We start from the raw sequence: 19,555 nt of genomic DNA on the forward strand, positions 1-19,555 counted from the left end.
GCCCTAGCTTTGCACTGCGACCTGATCTGCGACTGTTAAGAATGCGGACTGCTTGCGATTCCAACGCGCGCGACAATTAGGATCCGTTAGCGCCTCGAGTAACGCGGCGTGGTATTCGTATTGATTTCGATCAAACCCTTTGACCCTGTGATAGTCGCTGTGAAGCATTTCCATGCCCCGCGATACGACTGTGCGATGGATATCCACCTGCGACGGCTCCGTCGTTCGGGGATTCTTGAACGCGCGCTCACAAATTCCACGGTCCGCGGAATGGTGGCGCCGGCAAGCTAAGGGGCGCATGCTGTAAATGCTGCAGCTGCCCTCCTGGAGGAAGCTGCAGGCAATATTCATGGTTCTATGGCGATCTTTTCCGAGGCCTTTTACCGCCATAACGTATTTGCGCACCGACGAAATCAGGGCCTCACGTTTCGCGTAGGACCACGTCTGAACTTCGTCGACGATTCCAAATACCTCTAGGGGCGTAACATAAACGTGATAATGGCAACAAAAGTCGCAGCCATTGCCACAGGCGACCTTGGCTGTTGATCCGCTCGCCAGGGTGTCGATCCGTTTATAAATTGGAATTAGCTTGCGGCGTGCAGGACCCTTCGCAAGGTTGTCATACGTATGACACACCAGTTTCATCTCCGATTGGGCGAGTTGTACTGCAGCGCGAACGAGCTGTTCAGGAAGGTCCACTTACTACTCCTTTGATGAGATTCTGCTTGGATTGACCAAGTAAGTTGCTATACATCTATCCAAACACAAAACGGCCATTGAAAGCGCGATAGATGCACGCTGCGGGCTTTCTTTCGGCCGCGTTCATTGGCCGACGACGCTATGTTGTCGCCGGTCGATTGTCCGTTATCCGGAACTTCAATCACAAATGCCGAGCCCCCGACGACCGCCATCAGTAGACGGCTTGGCCCGACGATCACTATATCTAGATTTTGAGCGCTCAAAAATGTCAAGTTTTCCGTACGGCGGAGAGGAAGTGCCCGACCAACGGAAGCGAATTTGCCCAATCGTGGAAAGTTTGGAAGCAAAAGTGCCCGACACCTGCGATCAATCCACGCCAGCACCTAGGGACTTGCCAGCCGCCGACCGTCACCCGATCGCGCAGATCATCATGGATACCGAGTCTGATCCCCGTTGGCCGGGCAAAATCCCCCACCCCTGGCCGGGTCAAAATCCCCCACCTCCTGACCGTTTAGCGCCGCCGTAAAGCCGGCGCCTGGTCGTCGGAGAGCAATCCCGCTGGCAGGACGTAATCTTACCCCTTCGACCATCGAAGGGGGCATGGAGGGTGAACGTCTTGAAACCAAACAAACGAACCACAGTGGCCACGCTGTTGGCCACCGGCACTAGTCAGCGCGAGATAGCGCGGCTCACCGGGGTAGACCGTAAAACAATCCGCCGCCTGGCATTGGACCGCACGGGACCAGAGCCAAATTCCCCCACCCTGGCCACCGGCGCAGCTGCACCGAATTCCTCCACCCCGGCCACCGGCTCTGGCGTTGAAATTCCCCCACCCCGGCCACCGGCAATCGACAGCGGACCGCAATCGCTGTGCGAACCACACCGCGTCTTCATCGAGGCCCAGCTACGCCTGCGCCGCAACTACACGTCGATCTACCAGGACCTGGTCGACCAGTTCGGTTTTACGGGCCGCTACAACAGCGTCAAGCGCTTCGCCGGCCGGCTGGTGCAGCGCGAGCCGGAGCAGTTCGACCGGCTTGAGTTCGGGCCCGGCGAGGAGGCCCAGGTCGACTACGGTGAGGGCGCACTGACGCGCATCCCCGGCAGTGACCGTTACCGCCGGCCGCGCCTGTTCGTCATGACCTTGCGCTACTCGCGGCGCAGCTTCCGCCGCGTGGTCTGGAACTCGTCGAAGGAGACCTGGGCTCAGCTGCACGAGCAGGCCTTTCGGTACTTCGGTGGGACCACCGCTTACGTCGTACTCGACAACCTCAAGGAAGGCGTCATCAAGCCCGATCTGTACGAACCGGAACTGAACCCCGTCTACAGGGACGTGCTGGCCTACTACGGCGTCGTCGCCGACCCTGCCAGGGTGCGCGATCCCAACCGCAAGGGGACGGTCGAGAACGCGATCCAGCATACCCAGAGCACCGCGCTCAAGGGCCGGCGCTTCGAGACCATCGACGAGCAGAACACGTTCCTGGAACAGTGGGAAACCAAGTGGGCCGCGCCGCGCATCCATGGCAGTGCCAGGCGACAGGTCGAGGCCATGTTCCAGGAGGAGCGCGCCCACCTCGGTGCGTTGCCGCTGCAGGGCTTCGGCTACTTCACCGAATGCGAACGCACCGTCGCCGACGACACTTGCATCCGCATCGACCATAGCAGCTACGCGGCACGCCCGGCGAAGATCGGCAGCCGGGTGCTGGTGCGCCTGTTCGAGCGCCACGTCGAGATCCGCGACCGCCTCACGCTGGCCCTGCTGCGCACGCACCCGCGCGCTCAGCGCCCTGGCAGCGTGCTGCTGCCCGACGACGAGCGGCCCTTCAACCCCTCGCGCGAGACGCGCCGCATCCTGGCGCAGGCCGGCGACATCGGCGACGCCACGTTGGCGCTGTGCCAGCAATGGTTCGAGCATGAAGGCAGGGTGGGCCAGCGCAAGCTGCGCGGCGTGGTGGGCTTGGCCAAGCGCTTCCCGCGCCGCCTGATCGATCAGGCGTGCGCTCAGGCCCTGCAGGAGAACGTACGCAACTACAAGTCGATCAAGAACCTCACCGAACGCCTGCTGGCGAAGGCGCTGGCCGAGATTGACGCGCCACTGCAGGCCGAGCTGGATCTGGAACAGCACCATCCACTGATCGGCGAAGGTGAGGACTACGCCGACCTGTTTGCGCGCGCGGCCACCGCCAGCGCCGCCATTGATACGACCAAGGAGACACCATGAGCATGAGCATGAACGAAATCGAACGCGCCCTGCGCGAGCTGCGCCTGTCCGGCATCCGCGCCACGCTTGACACCCGCATCCTGCAGGCACAGGCTACCCAGGAGCCCTTCCTCGACACCTTCGCGCTGATCTTGCAGGACGAACTTGACCGGCGCCGCTCGCACCTGATGGAGCGGCGTTACAAGCAGAGCGGGCTCGATGAGCGCATGTCGCTGGCTGACTTCGACTGGCGCTTCAACCCCAAGGTGCCAAGGGCTGCGTGCTTCGATCTGCACACACTCAAGTTCGTCGCCGAGGGGCAGAACGCGCTGATCATCGGCCGACCGGGTACGGGCAAGAGCCACATCGCCAAGGCGGTGGCCTACCAGGGCACGCTGCAAGGGCACAACGTGCGCTACCTGGAGGCCGATGGCGCGTTCGCCGCCTACGCGCTCGGGAGCGAGGACGAGCAGCGGCAGCAGTTACGCACCCTGGTAGACGCCGACCTGCTGGTGCTGGACGATCTGTTCCTCGCGCGCCGCATCAGCGACAAGGCCGGCGAGCTGCTACAGACGCTGGTGCACCAGCGCTACAAGCTCAAGCGCAGCATCGTGGTCACCTCCAACCGGGTCGTGCAGGACTGGGGCAAGTACCTCGGCGACAACACCATGGCCACCACCATCCTTGACCGGCTCATGCATCGGGCGCACATCCTTGAGTTCGAGGGGAAAAGCTACCGGCTGAAGGAGGCAGCGTCACGGCTGACGCGCTTGACGTCTGCCGACGTTAAGCAGGACTGACAAAGCTGCCGGCAGGAACATGGACTACAATCCGGACTGTCCTGCCTGGGGGAGTTTGACCTGGCCAAAGGTGGGGGAATTTAACCTGGCCAACGGGGGAGCTGCGTGACCGGATGCTTGCCGCTGGCCTGCCCATCTGATTCTGCCCATGAAATTCAAACAATTTACGGTCGCGTCCTGCTATTCGTCCTTCATGCTGCCGCACGTCCTGTTCGTGGAAGAGCTGGAAGCGCGGAAGAAGGCGGTCATGAGCTGCTGCCTGGCGTGGAACATCAGCCTGTTTCCTAGCGACGAGCAGGAGGACCACATCGAGCGGATTTGGCAAATGGTCGAGGCCGACAACCAGGAGGCACCGCCTCCCGGTCTGGAACAGGGATTCAAGCAGGACCTGCGCATGCTGGTCGCACAGAAACAGGAGCTGTTTCCGTGGACGCATACGAATATCCCAAAGGCGGACTTGATCGGAGCGGGCGTCCACGATGTATTGATGATCGCAACCGGCACCGGCACGGCCGAGGAAATCGAAATCCTTGCCTGGCCGAATCCGACCGGATTGCCGCTCATTATCGAGCACCTGCGGAGCATCCAGAGCAACACTGCCGCCCAGGTCGGAATGCTGGAGCAGGCCAGCCGCACCCCTGGAGCATTCACCGACATCGAGGCAACTCAGATGACGACGGCGTATTGCGTGCAGCGGGCCGATCTGGTCGGCTACCAGCGCATCCTTACGGTCTGGCGCGACACCCAGCCAGCGGCGAGCGTCAAGCGCGTAATCGGCCACTGGCTGGGTGTGCTGGCCGAAATCGAGGCCGATAGCAAGGCGGTGTTGAACATCCTGGTCAGTTGCAGATAATGCTGGTTCGCGACGATGAAATGCAGGTCGGCGCGGATAAATGCAGGTTCATTTGCAGCTAATGCTGGTTTGATGGGGGCGTGAGTCGCAGTTATTCCTGGCCGAAAATCGGCTGGAATGCTGGTCGGGCGCGTTTCAAATGCAGGTCACTACAACTACTTGCACCTAAACCCTCGTTCAATTTTTGCTAGGTCTGCTGGCGTCAGACTTTGCATAGTTTTCCTATCCAAGTAATTCTCCTCTTCGCGGACGAGTACGAACTTCCCATCTGACTGCTCATGCCAAGCAAGAAATCCACAATGAAGGTCAATCTCGGCAAATTTACTCGTGAAATCTACTGCGGCATACAGACCCGGCGGAACTTGTGGCGGATCTCGGTACCAAGTCACATTGGAAATCACGCGCTGCCTGACCGGGCCGGCCTTGACGTTAAAGGCTGCCGCCCTGTCCCTCCATGTCGAAAAGGATATGCTCTGTCTCATACTGGGAGACATCAAGTCATAAGCGCCGGAGTGGCGACCGTGATCCTTAGCGTCGAAGTACAGCTGTGTTTGCTGTTCTACGCGTCTTACCTGCTCTGGCGTTGCAACGTTCGATGAGCTGGCTTGAGTACTTGTCGACGGGACTGCAGATGGGGGAAGGCCGCACTCAACGTCCTGCCGCAGCACGAGTATGGTCGGCTTACCTTTCGCTCCCGAGACCGGTTCTTGCAGGTCAAAGGCATACCTACCGAAAGATGCGCGCTTCGGCGCGCACAGGGCGGCAGCTTTCGCCATTAGCTCTTCCTGTCCGGCAGTCACAGTGCCACTGCGGTAGCTCTTCAAAGTTAGAAGAAAGCCGACGTCACCTTTAGGCTGGACATCAATCGCTGACGGTGCGATTACTGCCTTTTGTTCTGCCCGTGCGCAAACTGCTCCTGGGATGGCAGAGGTGGCCAATACCATGACGACCGATCTCGCAATTTTCATTTATTGAACCCTCGATTATCTAACAAGTCGCCGACCGTCACGGTCGGCTGCTACCGCCCCAGAGCCGCACTTCAGGCGATCTATTTGGTGCGCGATTCTGGCAATTCGTAAAGCGCGCCGAGGTCAAGAAGGTAATGACCAACGATTCTCCTGTCTGGGACGCCGACAACAACAGTTAGATAGGTATTGTCCCTTGGGACTGGAATCCCGATATGCTGATATTGCTGATCGCTCGTCTCATAGATGTGCGCTACCCGCCACTCCCATGCAGGGCAGTTGTGGTATTCGGCGTCAATGATGGGGTCCGCATAGCCCCATAAGTCCACGATCTCCGCCGCGCTACCCGTGACATCGCACATAGGTGGTCGAAAGGTAGCGTTGTACTCCTGTTCTTGCATGGGTTTGGGTATTTTATGCATGGGCGCCAATGGATACGCAATTCCTGTTAGAAAATACGAGTGTCTGCTTCTGGCTGATCTCGGCCTTTGGCACATGATATCAGTTGCCAAGAAGGAAAAATACTAGACGGCCTCGACGGGTTTCTGTCGCGCCTAAGTTGACCTTCGTTACCCTGCGTCGTCAATTAGACGAAGCATCGATTTTCTTCTACGCCCAAGGCACGCTGCGCGTGAAACTGCTGGCCGATGACGTAGCTACGCCCCAGCTCCAGCACCTGCAGAGGCGGATAATTCGCATGCGCAATCCCATCCCAGCGCTGCGGCAAGCGTCCCGGCAGCATGCCTGCACGAATCGGTCGATCTTTCAAGCTGTCACCGATCCGCGCCGCCAGTGTGGCCGGGAAGCGCCCCAGCAGGCCATAGCGCGATCTCACGATCCCGTCCAAGGAGGGTGCGCCATTCAATCCCCGCTCCAGGCAATCCAAGTCGCCCATGACCGCGTAACAGCATGAAGTTACAAGCGCGAGTAGTGCTTCAGGCGACATGTCGTTATCAGAAAACGTGATGCTCACCTCAGGTTCTAGGAACCACTTCAGACACGGCGCCTCTGCCGACAGCGACAGCCCTGCCGCTCCATCCGAGCATATCAATTCCTCGACGACGCCGGTGCACTCGATTTCCCATGACTCGGCGGGCCGGTCGCCATCAAGGTGGATTATCACCTCTAATTTGAGGTCATCGTCGAACCAGCTGGCGTCAACGATTCGGATCCAACCGTCATCATCATTCTCAGCAAGTAAATCCAGTAAAGCTTGCATGTGGTACTCCATAGTTTAAGAAGGACGCCGCGTTACTCTCGCATTGCGCCGCACCGCGAAAGCATCACCGTCCAGCGCGACAACACAGCAACCGATGGTCCGCCTTCGCCCCAAAAGCGGACGCAATCTATTCCGGTGCGTCGCTGGCGACACGCGTCAATCTCATACCTGCGTCTACGTCTCCAGCAAGTTAGCCTGAACGGCTAATCCCATTGTTCCTTTACCGCCGGGTCTGCGGGGCCCCATCGGGGACCAGTGACATTCCCCCTAACAGGCCACCGATCTCATCAGACCCAGCAAGCTTCCGATCTTCCGCCAAAAACGCAAGCATGGCGAGGTAAGCTTGTTGACCGGTTGGCGACTTCATGTGGATCTCCTGGTAAACACCTCAGCCTATTCAACTTCTCGTCAACGCTGCTCATGGCCTAGGCCGGCACTATGATGCCTAGGCGTCCGGTGATAGCGGCAAGGTGCGACGCTCCAGCTCGCCCGCCTGATGTAAGTCGCGAAGTACCGAGTCGACAACTCCGGCGCTCAGCTCACTTACCACGATCATATGGAGTTCTCCAAGATGTACTCTGGCCGAACTTCCATGGGCGAAGTTACCCACTCGACTGAGCAGATCAGGGGTTACAAAGAATAGCCAACGCCTCTCAGTGGGAAACACGATTGTGACCTCGACGCAGGACTGCAGCGGGAGCGCGATCGGGTCATCAATAGTGTACTGAAGCATAGCGTTCTCGGAGGTAGGGAATAGCAGCTCTTGCCCGAAAGCGAACGGTCAATGCGCCAAGGCTACCGGATTGGTTGTCCACCAGGAGATTTTTTCGATGGGCGCCGCGCCCATGCGAAAGTTTGTTACCAGGGCCGGACGCTGCCCGACAAGCGATGATAACACCTTGTCAAGTGGAAACATCCTGCATTGCGAATGGGTTCTGTTAGGCGCTCTAAGTATTTGCTAAGTAAGAACTCTTATTATCTTGACAGTACCGGCTACCCGGATCGCATGCGCTGCAACGATCCGGGGCCGGCCTGTGGCTCAATAACGATACCAACAAGAGGTCTACCATGGATGCAAAAATTCTCGGATGTGTGATGACGGCGCTGGCACTGGCCGCCTGCAGTTCGCCTGTGAAACTCAACGATCCTGCACCGGCACCAGCCGCGGCAGCGCCGGCCCCGGCACCCCAGGCCGGGGTGGCGGCGCCGGTTGCGGCCGGGGCGGTCGATCCGCTGGCCGACCCCCAGGGCGTGCTGGCCAAACGCAGTGTGTATTTTGACTATGACAGCTATGTGGTGCAGGATGCGGGCCGCAGCGTCGTCAGCAACCATGGCAACTATCTGAGCGCCAACAAGGGCCGGCGCGTGGTGATCCAGGGCCATACCGATGAACGCGGCGGCACCGAGTACAACCTGGCACTGGGCCAGAAGCGGGCCGAAGCCGTGCGCCAGTCGCTGCTAGCGCTCGGCGTCGCCCCGGCCCAGATGGAGGCAGTCTCGATGGGTGAAAGCAAGCCGGCCGCAACCGGCAGTGGCGAGGAAGTCTGGGCCAAGAACCGCCGCGCCGATATCGTCTATTGATGCAGCCGGCGCCGGCGCTTGACCGGCATGGCACAAGGCCCGCGTCTCACCAGCGCGGGCCTTGTGCCATCTTGCGCCGGCATGCGGTGCCTGCTCAGCGCGGCACGGAATGCATGCTGCGGGCCGGTGGCGGGGCCGGTTCGGACTTGTCGGCCTCGGACGCGGTGCCCGGGGTGCGCGCGGGCCGCACATGGTGCAGTGTCTGCGTCGGGTAGGCAAAGTCGAGGCCGTGGCCGGCGAAGTACTCGATCAGCGCCAGGTTGATTGCTTGCTGAAGGTCCATGTACACCTGGTAGTCGGCACTGTTGACGTAGTACACCACCTCGTAATCCAGCGAGGACGCGCCAAAGCCCTTCAGGTGGGCGCGGTCAAACCGTGCCTGCCCAAGCTGGCCAATGATCTCGCCGATCACTTCCGGCAAGGCGCGCAGCTTGCCGATGTCGGTCTCGTATGTCACGCCCACGGTAAAGGCAATGCGGCGGGTCTGCATGCGCTTGTAATTATGGATGCGCGCCTTGAGCAGGTCACTATTGGAAAAGATGATCTGTTCCCCGCCCAGGCCGCGCAGGCGGGTGGTCTTCAGGCCGACATACTCGACCGTGCCTGACACGCCGTCGACGGTAATGAAGTCACCCACCATGAACGGCTTGTCGAGCACGATCGAGAGCGAAGAAAACAGGTCGCCCAGGATATTTTGCAGGGCCAGCGCCACCGCAATGCCGCCGATGCCGAGGCTGGCTACGAGCGTCGTGATGTTGACGCCAAAGTTGTCAAGCACCATCAGCAATATTACGAGCCAGATGGCGGCCCGCACCACAAAGCCCAGCGCCGCGGTCGAGGTGGTGTTGGCCACGTCCTCGCCCACATGGCGCATGCGGTAGCGCTTGAGCCATTCCTTGACGCTCAGGTCGCCCCACAGCGCCACCTGCAGGAACAGGCCCACCATCGCGCAGCGTTGTACCAGCAGGGCCGCGCCCGGCGTGAGCACCAGCATCTGGGCGCCGGCATACAGGGCCACTGCCGTCAGGAACAGCTTGCCGGTCGATTCCACCACCGCCACCGCGATGTCGTCGAGGTAGGTGCTGGTGCGCCCGGCCAGGGTGGACAGGGCGCGCACGGCCACCTTCTTGACCAGCATGGCCAGCAGCCAGGCGGCCAGGGCCGCGCCCAGGGCCATGCTCCAGGCCCGGATATCGTTACCGAGAAAATAATAGTGCATCAACTGTCCTTCCTGACAGGACGGGCCGGGCTGCGGGGCGCGCGCGCCGCACCGGGCGCGGTGGCCCGCCAGAACATTTCGCACGGGCGGCCATCGTACTGGGCCCGTTCGATGGCCTCGCGCATGCCGTCGTCGCTGCCAAACAGGACCGGCACCTGCGAGACGTAGTGGCGCAGCAGGCGCATCTTGCCTTCGACGTCGACCGGCACAAAGAAGCGCTGGCCCGGCTCGAGCTGCAAACGCGCCAGGGCCGCGGCCGGGTTGTCGCCCCCGCCGCGCCCGCTGTCCGGGTTGGCCACGTAGGGAAAGTCTTCATAGAACAGGAGGCTGGCGCCGGCGGCAGCCAGGCGCAGCGCCACCCGCGCCGTGATCTGATGGTCGACATGGTCGCCGATGCCAAGCGGGCTGACCAGCAGGATCGGCCCCAGGTCCAGGCAGATGCGGCGCAGCAGCTGGTGCAGCTCTTCCACGTACGCATTGTCGTCGGCATGCGGCGCCACCCAGCGCTCGCGCGCGCTGCGGTAGATGAGCTTGTCGGTGCGCAGGCTGCGCCGGTAGATCGCATCCGGAAAACTCAGATGCACGAAGGCGGCATCGATCGAGTGCATGGCGGCGATGTCTTCGGCGCGCCGGATGCGCGGGCTGACATGGCCCCGGCGCGGCGGCAGGCGGCGCGTGCCGTCGGCCGAGAGCAGGGGTGGCGGGTTGCCGCTGCATAGCGTGACCACCAGTGTCGGCACACCCTGCAGGGCGTGCAGCAGGCCGCCGCAGCTGAGCGCGGCGTCGTCCAGGTGGGGCGAGAGGATCACGACCCGCTCGTAGGCGTCGAAATCGATCAGCTCGAGCAGGCTGGCCGCCGTCATGCGGGCCACCTGATCATGTCGCCATAGCGGCTGCGCGCCGCATCGAGCATGCGCGCGGCCACCGTCACGTCGCCCACCAGCGGATTGGCCGCCAGTGCCGCCACCCGGGGCACCGTGGCGCAGCCGGCCGCGGCCCGCGCCGCCAGGCGCTGATAGTGTTCCAGCCGCACTGCCAGCGCGCAGAACGATTCCGGCAGCGCCGGCGCGATCATGCGTTCAATCCCATGGCGCGAGACGCGGGCATGGGTTTCAATCACGGTGTCGTCGGCAAACCAGGCGGTGGCGCCGCAGTTGGGCAGGTTGAGCACCAGTTCGTGCGGATGGTCCGAGCACAGTGCGCCGATCACATGGGCGGCCATGTCGCCAAAGCCGCCGCCGCCGCGAAACAGGCGCAGCTGCGGCGTTTCCTGGTCGGCCTGCTCGGCAAAATGCGCATAGTAGCGCGGCAGGGAGGCTGCCACCACATCGCTGCGCGGGCCCACCCGGCGCGCCTGCTCCACGAAGGCCTGGGGGTAGAGGTAGTAGGGCAGGTAAGAATTGGGCCAGCAGCCATTGGCTTCGGCGCGTGCCAGCTCCAGGCTGAAATTGAAACGCAGCTGGTGCTCTTCATCGAATTCTTCGGGCGCGCTGAGCGTATCGGGCAATTCCTGCAGCGGCACGCCGTCAAACGCCAGGTCGCTGTACCAGGTGGCGTGGTTCAAGCCCACGCAGCGCGATTCCGGCACCCCGGGGTGGCCCAGCGCCTGACCCAGGGCTTCGAGGTCTTCGTCGGACTGGTCGCACATGCCGATCACCTGCACCTTGCCATGGTTGACCAGGGCCTGGGTCACGATGTTGCTGGGGTTGGTGTAGTTGAGCAAGATGGCGCCGGGCGCCAGTTCGGCCATGGCGTCGGCCACGGCCAGCGCTTCGGGCACCGAGCGCAGGGCATAGAAAAAGCCGCCCGGGCCCACGGTTTCCTGGCCCGGTATGTCAAATTCCAGGGCCAGGGTTTCGTCCACGCGGCGCGCCGCCAGCCCCCCCGGGCGGGTGGAATTGAGCACCAGGTCGGCGCCGCGCACGGCGTCCTCGAGGGTGGCTGCCGATTCGACCACGAAGGCGGCGCCTTCGCTGCGCGCCATGCCTGCGCACAGGCGCGTGACCAGGGCCAGGCGTTCGGTATCAATGTCATACAGGCGCACGGTGCGCAGGGCCAGCGAGCTGCTCTGGCGGATGAGCGACTGCACCAGTCCCGGGGTATAGGCACTGCCGCCGCCCAAGATGGTCAACGTTTCCATGGAATCTCCTCAATAAGCTTGGCAATGCGCGCTGCTTCATGCAGCAGCCCGCCCTGTTGCTGGATCATGTGGGCGGCGGCGCAATTGCCAAAGGCAAGCGCCTGGGCCGGGCGCTGGCCGCGGATCAGTGCCGCCAGCACGGCGGTGCAAAAGGCGTCGCCGGCCCCGGTACTGTCGATGATCGGCACCACGCCCGCTTCGGCCGTCACGGCTTCGCCTTCGAGCACGCCAAAGGCGCCGGCCGCACCCAGCGTGACCACCACCGAGTGCGCGGCCCCGCCCAGCAGGTGCGGCGCGTCGTACAGGTCGGCGCAGGCGGTGGCCGCTTCTTTCTGGTTGAGCACCAGCAGGTCCCACGGCTGCCCCCGCAGGTGGGCCAGCTCGGCCAGGCGCTCCGGGCGCCAGCTGGCGCTCACGGCCACGCGGGTGCCGGCGGCACGGGCCCGGGCCAGCGGCGCGGCCAGGCGCTGCGCTTCTTCCAGCCCTGGCACCAGAATCCACTTTGCCGCCGGCAGGGTAGTGACGCGGTCAAGCACCTCGAACCGGGCGGCACTGACAAAGGCGCGCTCGCCGGCATCGGTCAATACCAGCGACACGGCCGGATTGTCGGGCGCCGGCCAGGGCAGGAGCGTAAAGCCCAGGCGCGCGGCCAGGGCGCCCAGCGCCAGGTCGGCCATGCCCTGGCCGGCGGGCGCGCACAGCCCCACCTCCAGGCCCAGGGCCGCGGCCACGCTGGCATTGTTGGCCGCCCCGCCAAAGCTGAGCGTCAACGCATCGACGAAGACCTCTTCGCCACCGGCCGGCGCGGCCGCGCGCGGCACGAACACGTCCAGGTAGGCCATGCCCGCCACGAGCAGCTCCATCACGCGGCCTGGTCGAGCACCGGCGGCGGCACCGGGATGCGGCGCGCGGCCTGTTCGAAGTCGCTTGCCCAGCGCGCCACGTCATGCTCGGTGATGATGGCCGCCATGCGGGTGGTGCGGTAGGCCCGCTCGTCGGCCCCCATGGTCAGCGCCTTGTTGAGGGAGGCGATCATGGAGTTGGTGTCGTAGGGATTGGTCAGCACGGCGCCATGCAGGTCGACCGCGGCGCCGGCGAACTCGGACAGGATCAGGACGCCCGAACGCGACAGCGCTTTTTTGGTGGCGATGAATTCCTTGGCCACGAGGTTCAGGCCATCGCGCAGCGGCGTGATCCACGCCACGTCGCAGGCGGCGTAATGGGCAATGACATCCTCGAACGGCAGCGAGCGGTAAAAATAGCGCACCGGCACCCATTCCAGGGTACAGAAGCGGCCATTGATGCGCCCCACGATGCGGTCCACTTCCAGGCGCAGGCTCTCGTAGATTTCCATCCCCGGCGCGGCCGGCGTGATGATGTTGATCAGGGTGACCTTGCCCAGGTATTCGGGATGCTCTTCCAGCAGTTTTTCAAACGCGGCCAGCTTTTCCAGCGACCCTTTCACGTAGTCCAGGCGCTCGATGGAAATGATCCCGGTCACGCCATTGAGGTAGCGCTCGATGCTGGCGGTCTTGCTGGCCACCGGCGCCGATGCGGCCAGCTGCGCGATCAGGTCGACATCGGTGCCCACCGGATGGGCGCCCACGCCGAGCTCGCGGTCGCCGACCTTGATGGCGGTGGTCACGGTATCGACCCCGAGCGCGCAGCCATAGGTGAGAAAGCGCGGGGCGCAGCGCTCGCTGGACAGTACCTCGACCGGGGCAAAGGAGCGCACCGCATCGACAAAGTTCTCGACATAGCGGGGTATATGAAAGCCCACGTAGTCGCACTGGAGCAGGCTGCCGATGATGTCGCGGCGCCATGGCAGGATATTGAAGATGTCACTCGACGGGAACGCCGTGTGATGGAAAAAGGCCAGCCGCAGGTCCGGGCGCAGGCGCCGCAGGTAGCCCGGCACCATCCACAGGTTGTAGTCATGGATCCAGACCAGTGCCCCTTCGGCCGCTTCCAGCGCAGTCTGCTCGGCAAAGAGCCGGTTGACTTCGAGGAATCGCTCCCACTGGGCCTGCTTGAATTCGGCGCGGTCGGGGAAGGAGAAAATGATGGGCCAGAATGCTTCCTTGGAAAACTTCTTGTAGAACAGGTCCACGTCTTCGGCGGTGAGGGCAATGCGGGCCGCGTGCAGGTTGGGATAGCGTCCGCTGTCGACCTGCACGTGCTGCACGAAGCCTTCCGGATCGCGGCTTTCCTGCTGCGACCAGGCCACCCAGCTTCCCTTGCGCGCGCCGGCAAACGAGCGCAGCAAGGTGGGAATGATGCCATTCGGGCTCTTGGGGGCGCGCTGGTGGCACACGCCATCTTCGATGATTTCATCAAACGGCAGGCGGTGGTAGACCATCACCAGGTCGGCGTCGCCGCGCACGGCAACAGCCAGCTCTTCGAGCGGAGTCTGTTCGGCCAGCTTGCGGTGGTACACCAGGCCCTGCAGGATGCCGCCGCAGCCTTCTTCGCTGGCGATGTGCACGCGCGGACGGCGCCGCACGGCGTCGACCAGGGCCGGCTCGGCGCCGCCCACGACAATGCCACGGAAGGGCCCGTGCAGCATGGACAAGTCATTCAAGGTGTCGCCGGCCGTGACGATATCGGCCGGGTCGATGCCCTCGGCCTCGGCCAGCGCCAGCAGGGCCGAGCCCTTGCCCACGCCGCGCGGCAGCACGTCGAGGTAGCGGCCGGCGGAAAACAGCAGGTCGCAGCCCAGGTCGGCCACGGCCTGGCGCAGGGCCGGCGTAATGCCGCCTTCGGTCACGATGAAGGAACAGCGGCGCTCCTGCGGCACGCTCTGGCGCTGCAGGGAAAACCCGGCCAGGGCGCGCAGCACGGCTTGCGAGCCGGGCCAGCGCGCGGCAATGTCGTGCTGGATCGGTTCCACCGGGCGCAGGTCGGCGTGGACCACGGTGGCGCCGACGTCGGCAATGATGTAGTGAGGGCGGGGAATGGTAGGGTCACTGAGCAGCGGCATGATCGATTCGAGGCTGCGCCCGGTGACGAACACGATCCTGGCGCCGGACTGGGCGTCGCTGAACAAATCGCGGATCCGGCGCCGGCTGTCGTGGGTGCCTGCGAGCAAGGTTCCATCGAGGTCAGTGGCGAGTATCAATTTGCTGAGCGGGGCAACGGCGCTGGTATGGTTCCAGCAATCCCTTTGTATCACTGTCATGGCGGATGATCCTTATTTTGTGGGCGGTGCGCGTGCGGGGAACGGCGGCAAGCGTCGCCGTACCTGCAGGCAATGGGCGGCACGTGGTATCCGGCTGGGCGGAATGGGCACCTATGAGCGGGCCGCGCAGAGGCGGCACGCCGCGAGATCCAGGTGCATAGGGCTGTCTTGTGTTGTTACTGGCAAACTTTGCCTGACTCGACAGCACATGGCCCAGCGTAACAAAGAAAAATTAGCGTTGTCTTAGCGTGCGCGGCTTCCGGTCGGCGCCGGGGGGCGCGGCCAGGCAATCGGAAGCCCTCTGGCTAGCTGCCGTATACCCGCATGAGCAGCCAGGCGGGCATGCCCAGGAACAGCAGGGCATGGCTGGCATGGTGCAGCGCGCGCCGGATGGCAATGGCGCGCCCGGGCCGCACGGCCGCGGCCACCAGGGTCGCTGCCGCCACCGCCAGGCGCAGGGCGGCATCGCACAGGGCCACGCCGATGGCCCACGCGGCCCACCAGATGGCAAACGCGCTCAGGTAAGCGCGCAGGCCGAAGGTGTAGTACTCGCCGAACGCGCCGCCATAGGCGATGTGCTGCTGCAGGTGGAAGGCGGGAATGGCCAGCGCCAGCGACAGCAGTGCATACCGGACCAGCGGATGGTCCAGGCGCGAGCGCCGCACCGCCACGCTGGCATGCACATAGGCATCGATCAGCACCCGGGCCGGGGTGCGCGCGCCCACCGTGGGGCAGCCCGCCCGGGCCAGGGCCGCCGCCAGCAGCTGGGGGTGGGCCGTGGCCAGACCATAGTGCCAGCGCCGGCCCGACGCCAGGTGCAGCGACAGGCCCGGGCAGGGCAGGAGCAGGCGCCACAGCTGCACGGCGGCGATATCGGCCAGCGCCAGTGTCTCGCGCGCGCGCCCGCGCGTGACCACGACCTGCCCGTTGTCGATCGCCGCGCGAGCCGCGAACAGGTACAGCACGCACCACGACGCGGCCAGCGGGGCGAGGATGAAGGTGGCAAACATGCGCGCCTGCGCCAGCGTGTTCAGGCGCAGTGCCTCGTTCTGCAGCAGGGCCACGCACAGATAGGCCAGGCCGGCGCCGGCCACGGCCCGTAGCAGGCCGGCAATGGCGCGCGCCGCCGGAGTGAGCAGCGCCACCTGCAGCGGCCCGTCCATGGCCAGCTCGGGCCCGGCGCTGCTGCGCGGGCGCCACCGGCGCAGGGCCGACCAGGCACCGAGCGCGGCCAGGAAGACCATCGCCGCGCGTCCCACCCAGTCACCCCAGCGCATCACGAGCGTCATCGCCGGCTTGCGCGGCGCCACGTCGCCAATGACCAGTGTGCGTTCCCCCATGCGGCTGCCGGCCAGGACGCTGCCGCTGGCATCGATGACGGCACTGTAGCCGCTGGTGGTGACGCGGAACTGGGGCAGGCGCGTTTCAATGCTGCGAAAGGCCGCCGCGCTCTGGTGCAGCTGCGCGCCCAGTGTGCCTGCCGTGAACCAGGAATCGTTGGACATGGTCAGGATGGCCTGCGCGCCCAGGCGTGCGCCATTGATGGCCAGCGTGCTGTCGACATCGTCAAAACAGATCAAAGGCAGCACGGGAATCTCGCGCCCATCCTTGAGCAGCAGGGGAAACACGCGCGCGCCATTGCCGCTTTGCCAGTTGCCGGTCCATGGCAGGGTGCGCCGCAGCTGCGCGCTGTCGAGCCAGCGGGGAACGTATTCGGTCAGGGGGAATAATCTGGTCTTGCGGTAAAAGCCCACCAGTCCAGTGCCGGGCTGGACAAAGGCGGCGGCGTTGTATTCCCCGGCGCTGTCGCGGTCATAGGTGCCAAAGACAAAGGGCACGCCGGCGGCGCTGACAGCGTCCAGGATGGCGCGGTCAAACGCGGCTCCCGCTTCGCTGCGGGGCTGGCCGAAGGTGGTGGGATAGACGGTTTCGGACCACAGCACCGCGTCGGCCCCCTGGCGCTCGACGGCGTCATAGCTCATGGCCAAATGCGTGCCGAGCACCTCGCGCACCACGGCATAGCTGCCTTTTTCCTGGCGCTGGCGTTCGTAGTTGACGATATTGGCCTGAATCAGGCCCACGCGCAGCGGCTTGGCGTCGCTTGACGGCATGCCGGCCAGCACCAGCGCGCCATACCCGGCCAGCAGCAGCGGCACCGCGCCGGCCAGTGCCAGCGGGCGGGCGCTGGCACGCAGGCCCTGCCTGCGGCGCGCCAGCGCCGCTGCCAGCGCTTCATTGGCCAAAAGGAGCAGCAAGGTCAGGCCGGCGGGCCCGCCCAGGTCCGCTCCCTGGCGCAGCAGGCGGGCCGGATGCAGGCCGTAGCCCAGCGTGTCGCCCAGCAGCTTGGGCACCAGCCACTCCAGCCCAACCCAGGCCGCCGCTGCCGCCAGCGCCGCCAGCGCTGCGCCGTGCTGGCGCAAGGTTGCGTGGCGCACCAGCGCATAGGCCAGGAACTGTGGCTGGAACAGGGGCGCTGCCAGCAGCAGCAGGCCCAGCCCGGCCCCCGTGCCGATCTGGGCGTAGTCGCCAATGGCCATGCCGAACCAGGCAAAGCCGGCGCCGGTAAAGGCCACCGCCATGGCCCAGGCGCGCAGCAGGGCGCCAGCGACGCTCGGGCAGGTATCCAGATTGCGCAGCCACGGCACCAGAAAGACGAAGCCGAAGACCCATCCACCGCGGACATAGAGGGCAGCCAGGACGGCGCTGGCGGCAATGGCCGCGCCTGCGCGCACGGCCGGGTTCGAAAATGGAAGCATGGGATTCAGCGGCTTGGATTGTTGGGGTCGTTTGGTGGCGGGATGACGATGCGCCGGATCGGCAGCCCGGGCGGGGCCAGTTCCGGCGGCACCACGCGGTTGGCCGGCATGGCAAGGGGTTGCCCGTTGGGGCCGGTCAGCTGGAAGTCGGGCGCGAACATCAGGATCGCTTCGATGCGCTGGCCATCGTCGGTTGCCTGGTGATGGCGGACATAGCCCTTGGGCAGCGCGAAGTCTTCCGGCACGGCCAGGCCCACCAGCGGCGGACTGGTGCCCGGCGGCAGAAAGGCGCCCAGGCCCGAATGAATCCCGCGCTGGTGCAAGCCGTCGATGACCTGCGCCATGGTGGGCCGCTCGCCGCGAGCCAGGTAACTGCTCAGGTCGCGCGTCGGGTCGGCGTCGCCTTCAGGCAGCACCGGCAGCGCGCCCGGCTGCTGGCTCGGCGGCTGGCCGGCAGACTGCGGCAGGTAGGGCTCGGGAGCAGGGGCCGGCGCCGGCGGCGGTGCCGCGGCCAGTTCCGGCGCGCGCAGCGTGGGCGCCCACAGCAGCCATAAGCCCGCCGCGCCGGCCAGTGCCAGCACGATGGCAATGGCCAGGCGGGCGCGGGAAGGGCGGCCGGCTCCGTTGCCGGAACTGGCCGCTTGCTTGCGAGGTGGCGTGTTCAAAAAGCGCTTCCCCTGACTTTATGGCGCCGCCGGGTTGAAGGTGGACACGGCCCAGCCGATGCGCTCATGACCGAACTGGTTCCAGATCGGATTCTTGCCGCCGCTGATGGTGCTGTAGCGCGCCGCTCCGCTGCCGCTGGACGATCCAAACAGGCCAGCCCTGATGGTACTGCCATTGTAGGTCGGGTGGGTATCGTCGGACTGGATGTAGTCATAGCTGCTGCTGGCCGACACAAAGTGCGTGTTGGCGTCGCGCAGCGTGCCGCGCAAGGTGGCGGTAATGCGCGCCACGTAGCTCGCCTCGGTTTCACCGGCCACGTAGCGCAGGGCGTCCGAATCAATGCGTCCGTCGCCGTTGCTGTCATAGTCAGCCGCCATGTACTGGGCAAAGTTGTCGGCGCACTGGAAGCCTTTTTGGCGCGCCACATCGCACATCATGAAGTTCATGCGCGCCAGCGCCGGCAGGAACTTGTCCTGCATCTTGACGGTGGCGCCAGTGCCGGCGTCGCGGCAGGAGCTTTGCACATTGTCCGTGGCATAGCCGGGATAGTGAAGATTGGAAATGACTTTGAGCTTGACGCCCGGATAGGCGTTGGCGTTGATGAAATCCATGGCCGCCGTCACGTAGCGCTTGCAGCTGTTTTCGGCCGCCGTCAGGCCGCTGTAGTCGCAGGTCCCGGTCTGCTTCTTGAACGCCGAGCGGGCCTGCAGGCCGTCATTGCCGCACATTTCAAAGGTCACCACCCGGGTATTACTGGCCTGCATGTACGCGCGCTCGGCCACGATCTTGTTGTCGTACACATCGGCGGCAACGGCCCCGGACTTGGTGCGGCGCACGCTTTCCACGTCGGTGCCCCACTGGGCCGAGAGGTATTCGGCGTTGACCACGGGGGCGGCATACTTGGCGGCGCTGGTGACGGAACCGTTATAGCCGGCGTAGATGGAGTCGCCATAGGCCACCGTGCGGTAGCGCGTGCTGGTGCTGGCGCGGTCGATGGTCCAGGAAGCGTTTTGATTGAGGGTGCTGGCCCCTGCCGGTGCCTGCGCGAGCAGGGCCAGGGCCGGTAGCAGAACAGACAAGGAACGACGAAAGCGAATGCTCATGTAGTGTCTCCTGATTGTAATTGGCTGTTGTGGTGATCCCGGTTTCTGCGAAACCGTACTGCTCAGCCAATGTATTTCAATCTGAAAAACAATGCTAATGTTGCATTCGTGTTCAGGGAAAAACGTTTAAAAATTGCAAAACTGTTGTATGGTTGCCGCGCGCGGCCGGGCCTGGC

Annotated in this window: 15 protein-coding genes; 4 read left to right on the forward strand and 11 right to left on the reverse strand. The window is 64.2% G+C overall.

The genetic code is table 11. The features are described 5' to 3' along the window. Positions 1–3: 3 nt before the first annotated feature. Entirely contained in the window at positions 4–699 is a 696-nt protein-coding gene (locus KY495_RS18115; protein ID WP_219880754.1) for a YkgJ family cysteine cluster protein, read from the reverse strand. A 607-nt stretch (positions 700–1,306) separates the two neighbouring features. Between KY495_RS18115 and istA the strand changes: the two genes are divergently transcribed. The 3 genes from istA to KY495_RS18130 all read left to right on the forward strand — a co-directional run bounded on the left by istA (position 1,307) and on the right by KY495_RS18130 (position 4,552). Beyond that, on the forward strand, positions 1,307–2,920 hold the full coding sequence (istA, locus tag KY495_RS18120; protein ID WP_219880755.1) for an IS21 family transposase: 1,614 nt from the start codon (positions 1,307–1,309) through the stop codon (positions 2,918–2,920). Between the two features lie 2 nt (positions 2,921–2,922). Then, positions 2,923–3,699, forward strand: a complete 777-nt coding sequence (gene istB / locus KY495_RS18125; protein ID WP_219884141.1) for an IS21-like element helper ATPase IstB — start codon at positions 2,923–2,925, stop codon at positions 3,697–3,699. Positions 3,700–3,847: 148 nt separating this feature from the next. After that, the gene (locus tag KY495_RS18130) at positions 3,848–4,552 is read left to right on the forward strand and encodes a hypothetical protein (protein WP_219880731.1); all 705 of its coding nucleotides are present in this window, start codon (positions 3,848–3,850) and stop codon (positions 4,550–4,552) included. Positions 4,553–4,707: 155 nt separating this feature from the next. Here the strand turns inward: KY495_RS18130 and KY495_RS18135 are convergent, their stop codons facing one another. Next, positions 4,708–5,520 (reverse strand): DUF4019 domain-containing protein, encoded by an 813-nt coding sequence (locus KY495_RS18135; RefSeq protein ID WP_219880756.1) that lies wholly within the window; start codon positions 5,518–5,520, stop codon positions 4,708–4,710. A 583-nt stretch (positions 5,521–6,103) separates the two neighbouring features. Next, positions 6,104–6,736, reverse strand: a complete 633-nt coding sequence (locus KY495_RS18140) for a hypothetical protein (protein ID WP_219880757.1) — start codon at positions 6,734–6,736, stop codon at positions 6,104–6,106. Between the two features lie 1,068 nt (positions 6,737–7,804). On the opposite strand from KY495_RS18140, the gene pal reads away from it, so the two are divergent. Next, positions 7,805–8,317: a peptidoglycan-associated lipoprotein Pal gene (gene pal, locus KY495_RS18145; RefSeq protein WP_219880758.1), complete on the forward strand. Its 513-nt coding sequence runs from the start codon at positions 7,805–7,807 to the stop codon at positions 8,315–8,317. A gap of 94 nt (positions 8,318–8,411) precedes the next feature. On the opposite strand, the gene KY495_RS18150 is transcribed toward pal, so the two are convergent. The 8 genes from KY495_RS18150 to KY495_RS18185 form a co-directional block, all read right to left on the reverse strand. After that, on the reverse strand, positions 8,412–9,536 hold the full coding sequence (locus tag KY495_RS18150) for a mechanosensitive ion channel family protein (protein WP_219880759.1): 1,125 nt from the start codon (positions 9,534–9,536) through the stop codon (positions 8,412–8,414). Then, the gene (locus tag KY495_RS18155) at positions 9,536–10,399 is read right to left on the reverse strand and encodes a PIG-L deacetylase family protein (RefSeq protein ID WP_219880760.1); all 864 of its coding nucleotides are present in this window, start codon (positions 10,397–10,399) and stop codon (positions 9,536–9,538) included. Before KY495_RS18155 ends, KY495_RS18150 begins: the two co-directional genes overlap by 1 nt. Next, positions 10,396–11,676 carry a hypothetical protein gene (locus KY495_RS18160; RefSeq protein ID WP_219880761.1) on the reverse strand — a complete coding sequence of 427 codons (1,281 nt, stop codon included), beginning with the start codon at positions 11,674–11,676 and terminating at the stop codon, positions 10,396–10,398. Before KY495_RS18160 ends, KY495_RS18155 begins: the two co-directional genes overlap by 4 nt. Beyond that, on the reverse strand, positions 11,664–12,539 hold the full coding sequence (locus tag KY495_RS18165) for a carbohydrate kinase family protein (RefSeq protein WP_219884307.1): 876 nt from the start codon (positions 12,537–12,539) through the stop codon (positions 11,664–11,666). Before KY495_RS18165 ends, KY495_RS18160 begins: the two co-directional genes overlap by 13 nt. Then, positions 12,539–14,854, reverse strand: coding sequence for a glucosylglycerol-phosphate synthase (gene ggpS, locus KY495_RS18170; RefSeq protein WP_229518354.1), 2,316 nt, complete (start codon positions 14,852–14,854; stop codon positions 12,539–12,541). The genes KY495_RS18165 and ggpS overlap by 1 nt, the downstream gene beginning before the upstream one ends. Positions 14,855–15,159: 305 nt before the next feature. Next, on the reverse strand, positions 15,160–17,610 hold the full coding sequence (gene lnt, locus KY495_RS18175) for an apolipoprotein N-acyltransferase (protein ID WP_219880762.1): 2,451 nt from the start codon (positions 17,608–17,610) through the stop codon (positions 15,160–15,162). 5 nt (positions 17,611–17,615) lie between these two features. Next, the gene (locus KY495_RS18180; RefSeq protein WP_229518355.1) at positions 17,616–18,275 is read right to left on the reverse strand and encodes a hypothetical protein; all 660 of its coding nucleotides are present in this window, start codon (positions 18,273–18,275) and stop codon (positions 17,616–17,618) included. A gap of 18 nt (positions 18,276–18,293) precedes the next feature. Continuing rightward, a complete protein-coding gene (locus KY495_RS18185; RefSeq protein ID WP_219880763.1) occupies positions 18,294–19,379 on the reverse strand; it encodes an SGNH/GDSL hydrolase family protein in 1,086 nt (361 codons plus the stop codon). Positions 19,380–19,555: the final 176 nt, after the last annotated feature.

This window comes from Massilia sp. PAMC28688, assembly GCF_019443445.1.
In the GTDB taxonomy this organism is placed as follows: domain Bacteria; phylum Pseudomonadota; class Gammaproteobacteria; order Burkholderiales; family Burkholderiaceae_D; genus Telluria_A.

Coding starts and splice junctions, on each gene's coding strand:
- istB (WP_219884141.1), top strand. CDS start 2,923: ATGAGCATGAACGAAATCGAACGCGCCCTGCGCGAGCTGCGCCTGTCC.
- KY495_RS18165 (WP_219884307.1), bottom strand. CDS start 12,539: ATGGAGCTGCTCGTGGCGGGCATGGCCTACCTGGACGTGTTCGTGCCG.
- KY495_RS18135 (WP_219880756.1), bottom strand. CDS start 5,520: ATGAAAATTGCGAGATCGGTCGTCATGGTATTGGCCACCTCTGCCATC.
- KY495_RS18155 (WP_219880760.1), bottom strand. CDS start 10,399: ATGACGGCGGCCAGCCTGCTCGAGCTGATCGATTTCGACGCCTACGAG.
- KY495_RS18150 (WP_219880759.1), bottom strand. CDS start 9,536: ATGCACTATTATTTTCTCGGTAACGATATCCGGGCCTGGAGCATGGCC.
- KY495_RS18130 (WP_219880731.1), top strand. CDS start 3,848: ATGAAATTCAAACAATTTACGGTCGCGTCCTGCTATTCGTCCTTCATG.
- pal (WP_219880758.1), top strand. CDS start 7,805: ATGGATGCAAAAATTCTCGGATGTGTGATGACGGCGCTGGCACTGGCC.
- ggpS (WP_229518354.1), bottom strand. CDS start 14,854: ATGACAGTGATACAAAGGGATTGCTGGAACCATACCAGCGCCGTTGCC.
- KY495_RS18140 (WP_219880757.1), bottom strand. CDS start 6,736: ATGCAAGCTTTACTGGATTTACTTGCTGAGAATGATGATGACGGTTGG.
- lnt (WP_219880762.1), bottom strand. CDS start 17,610: ATGCTTCCATTTTCGAACCCGGCCGTGCGCGCAGGCGCGGCCATTGCC.
- KY495_RS18160 (WP_219880761.1), bottom strand. CDS start 11,676: ATGGAAACGTTGACCATCTTGGGCGGCGGCAGTGCCTATACCCCGGGA.
- KY495_RS18185 (WP_219880763.1), bottom strand. CDS start 19,379: ATGAGCATTCGCTTTCGTCGTTCCTTGTCTGTTCTGCTACCGGCCCTG.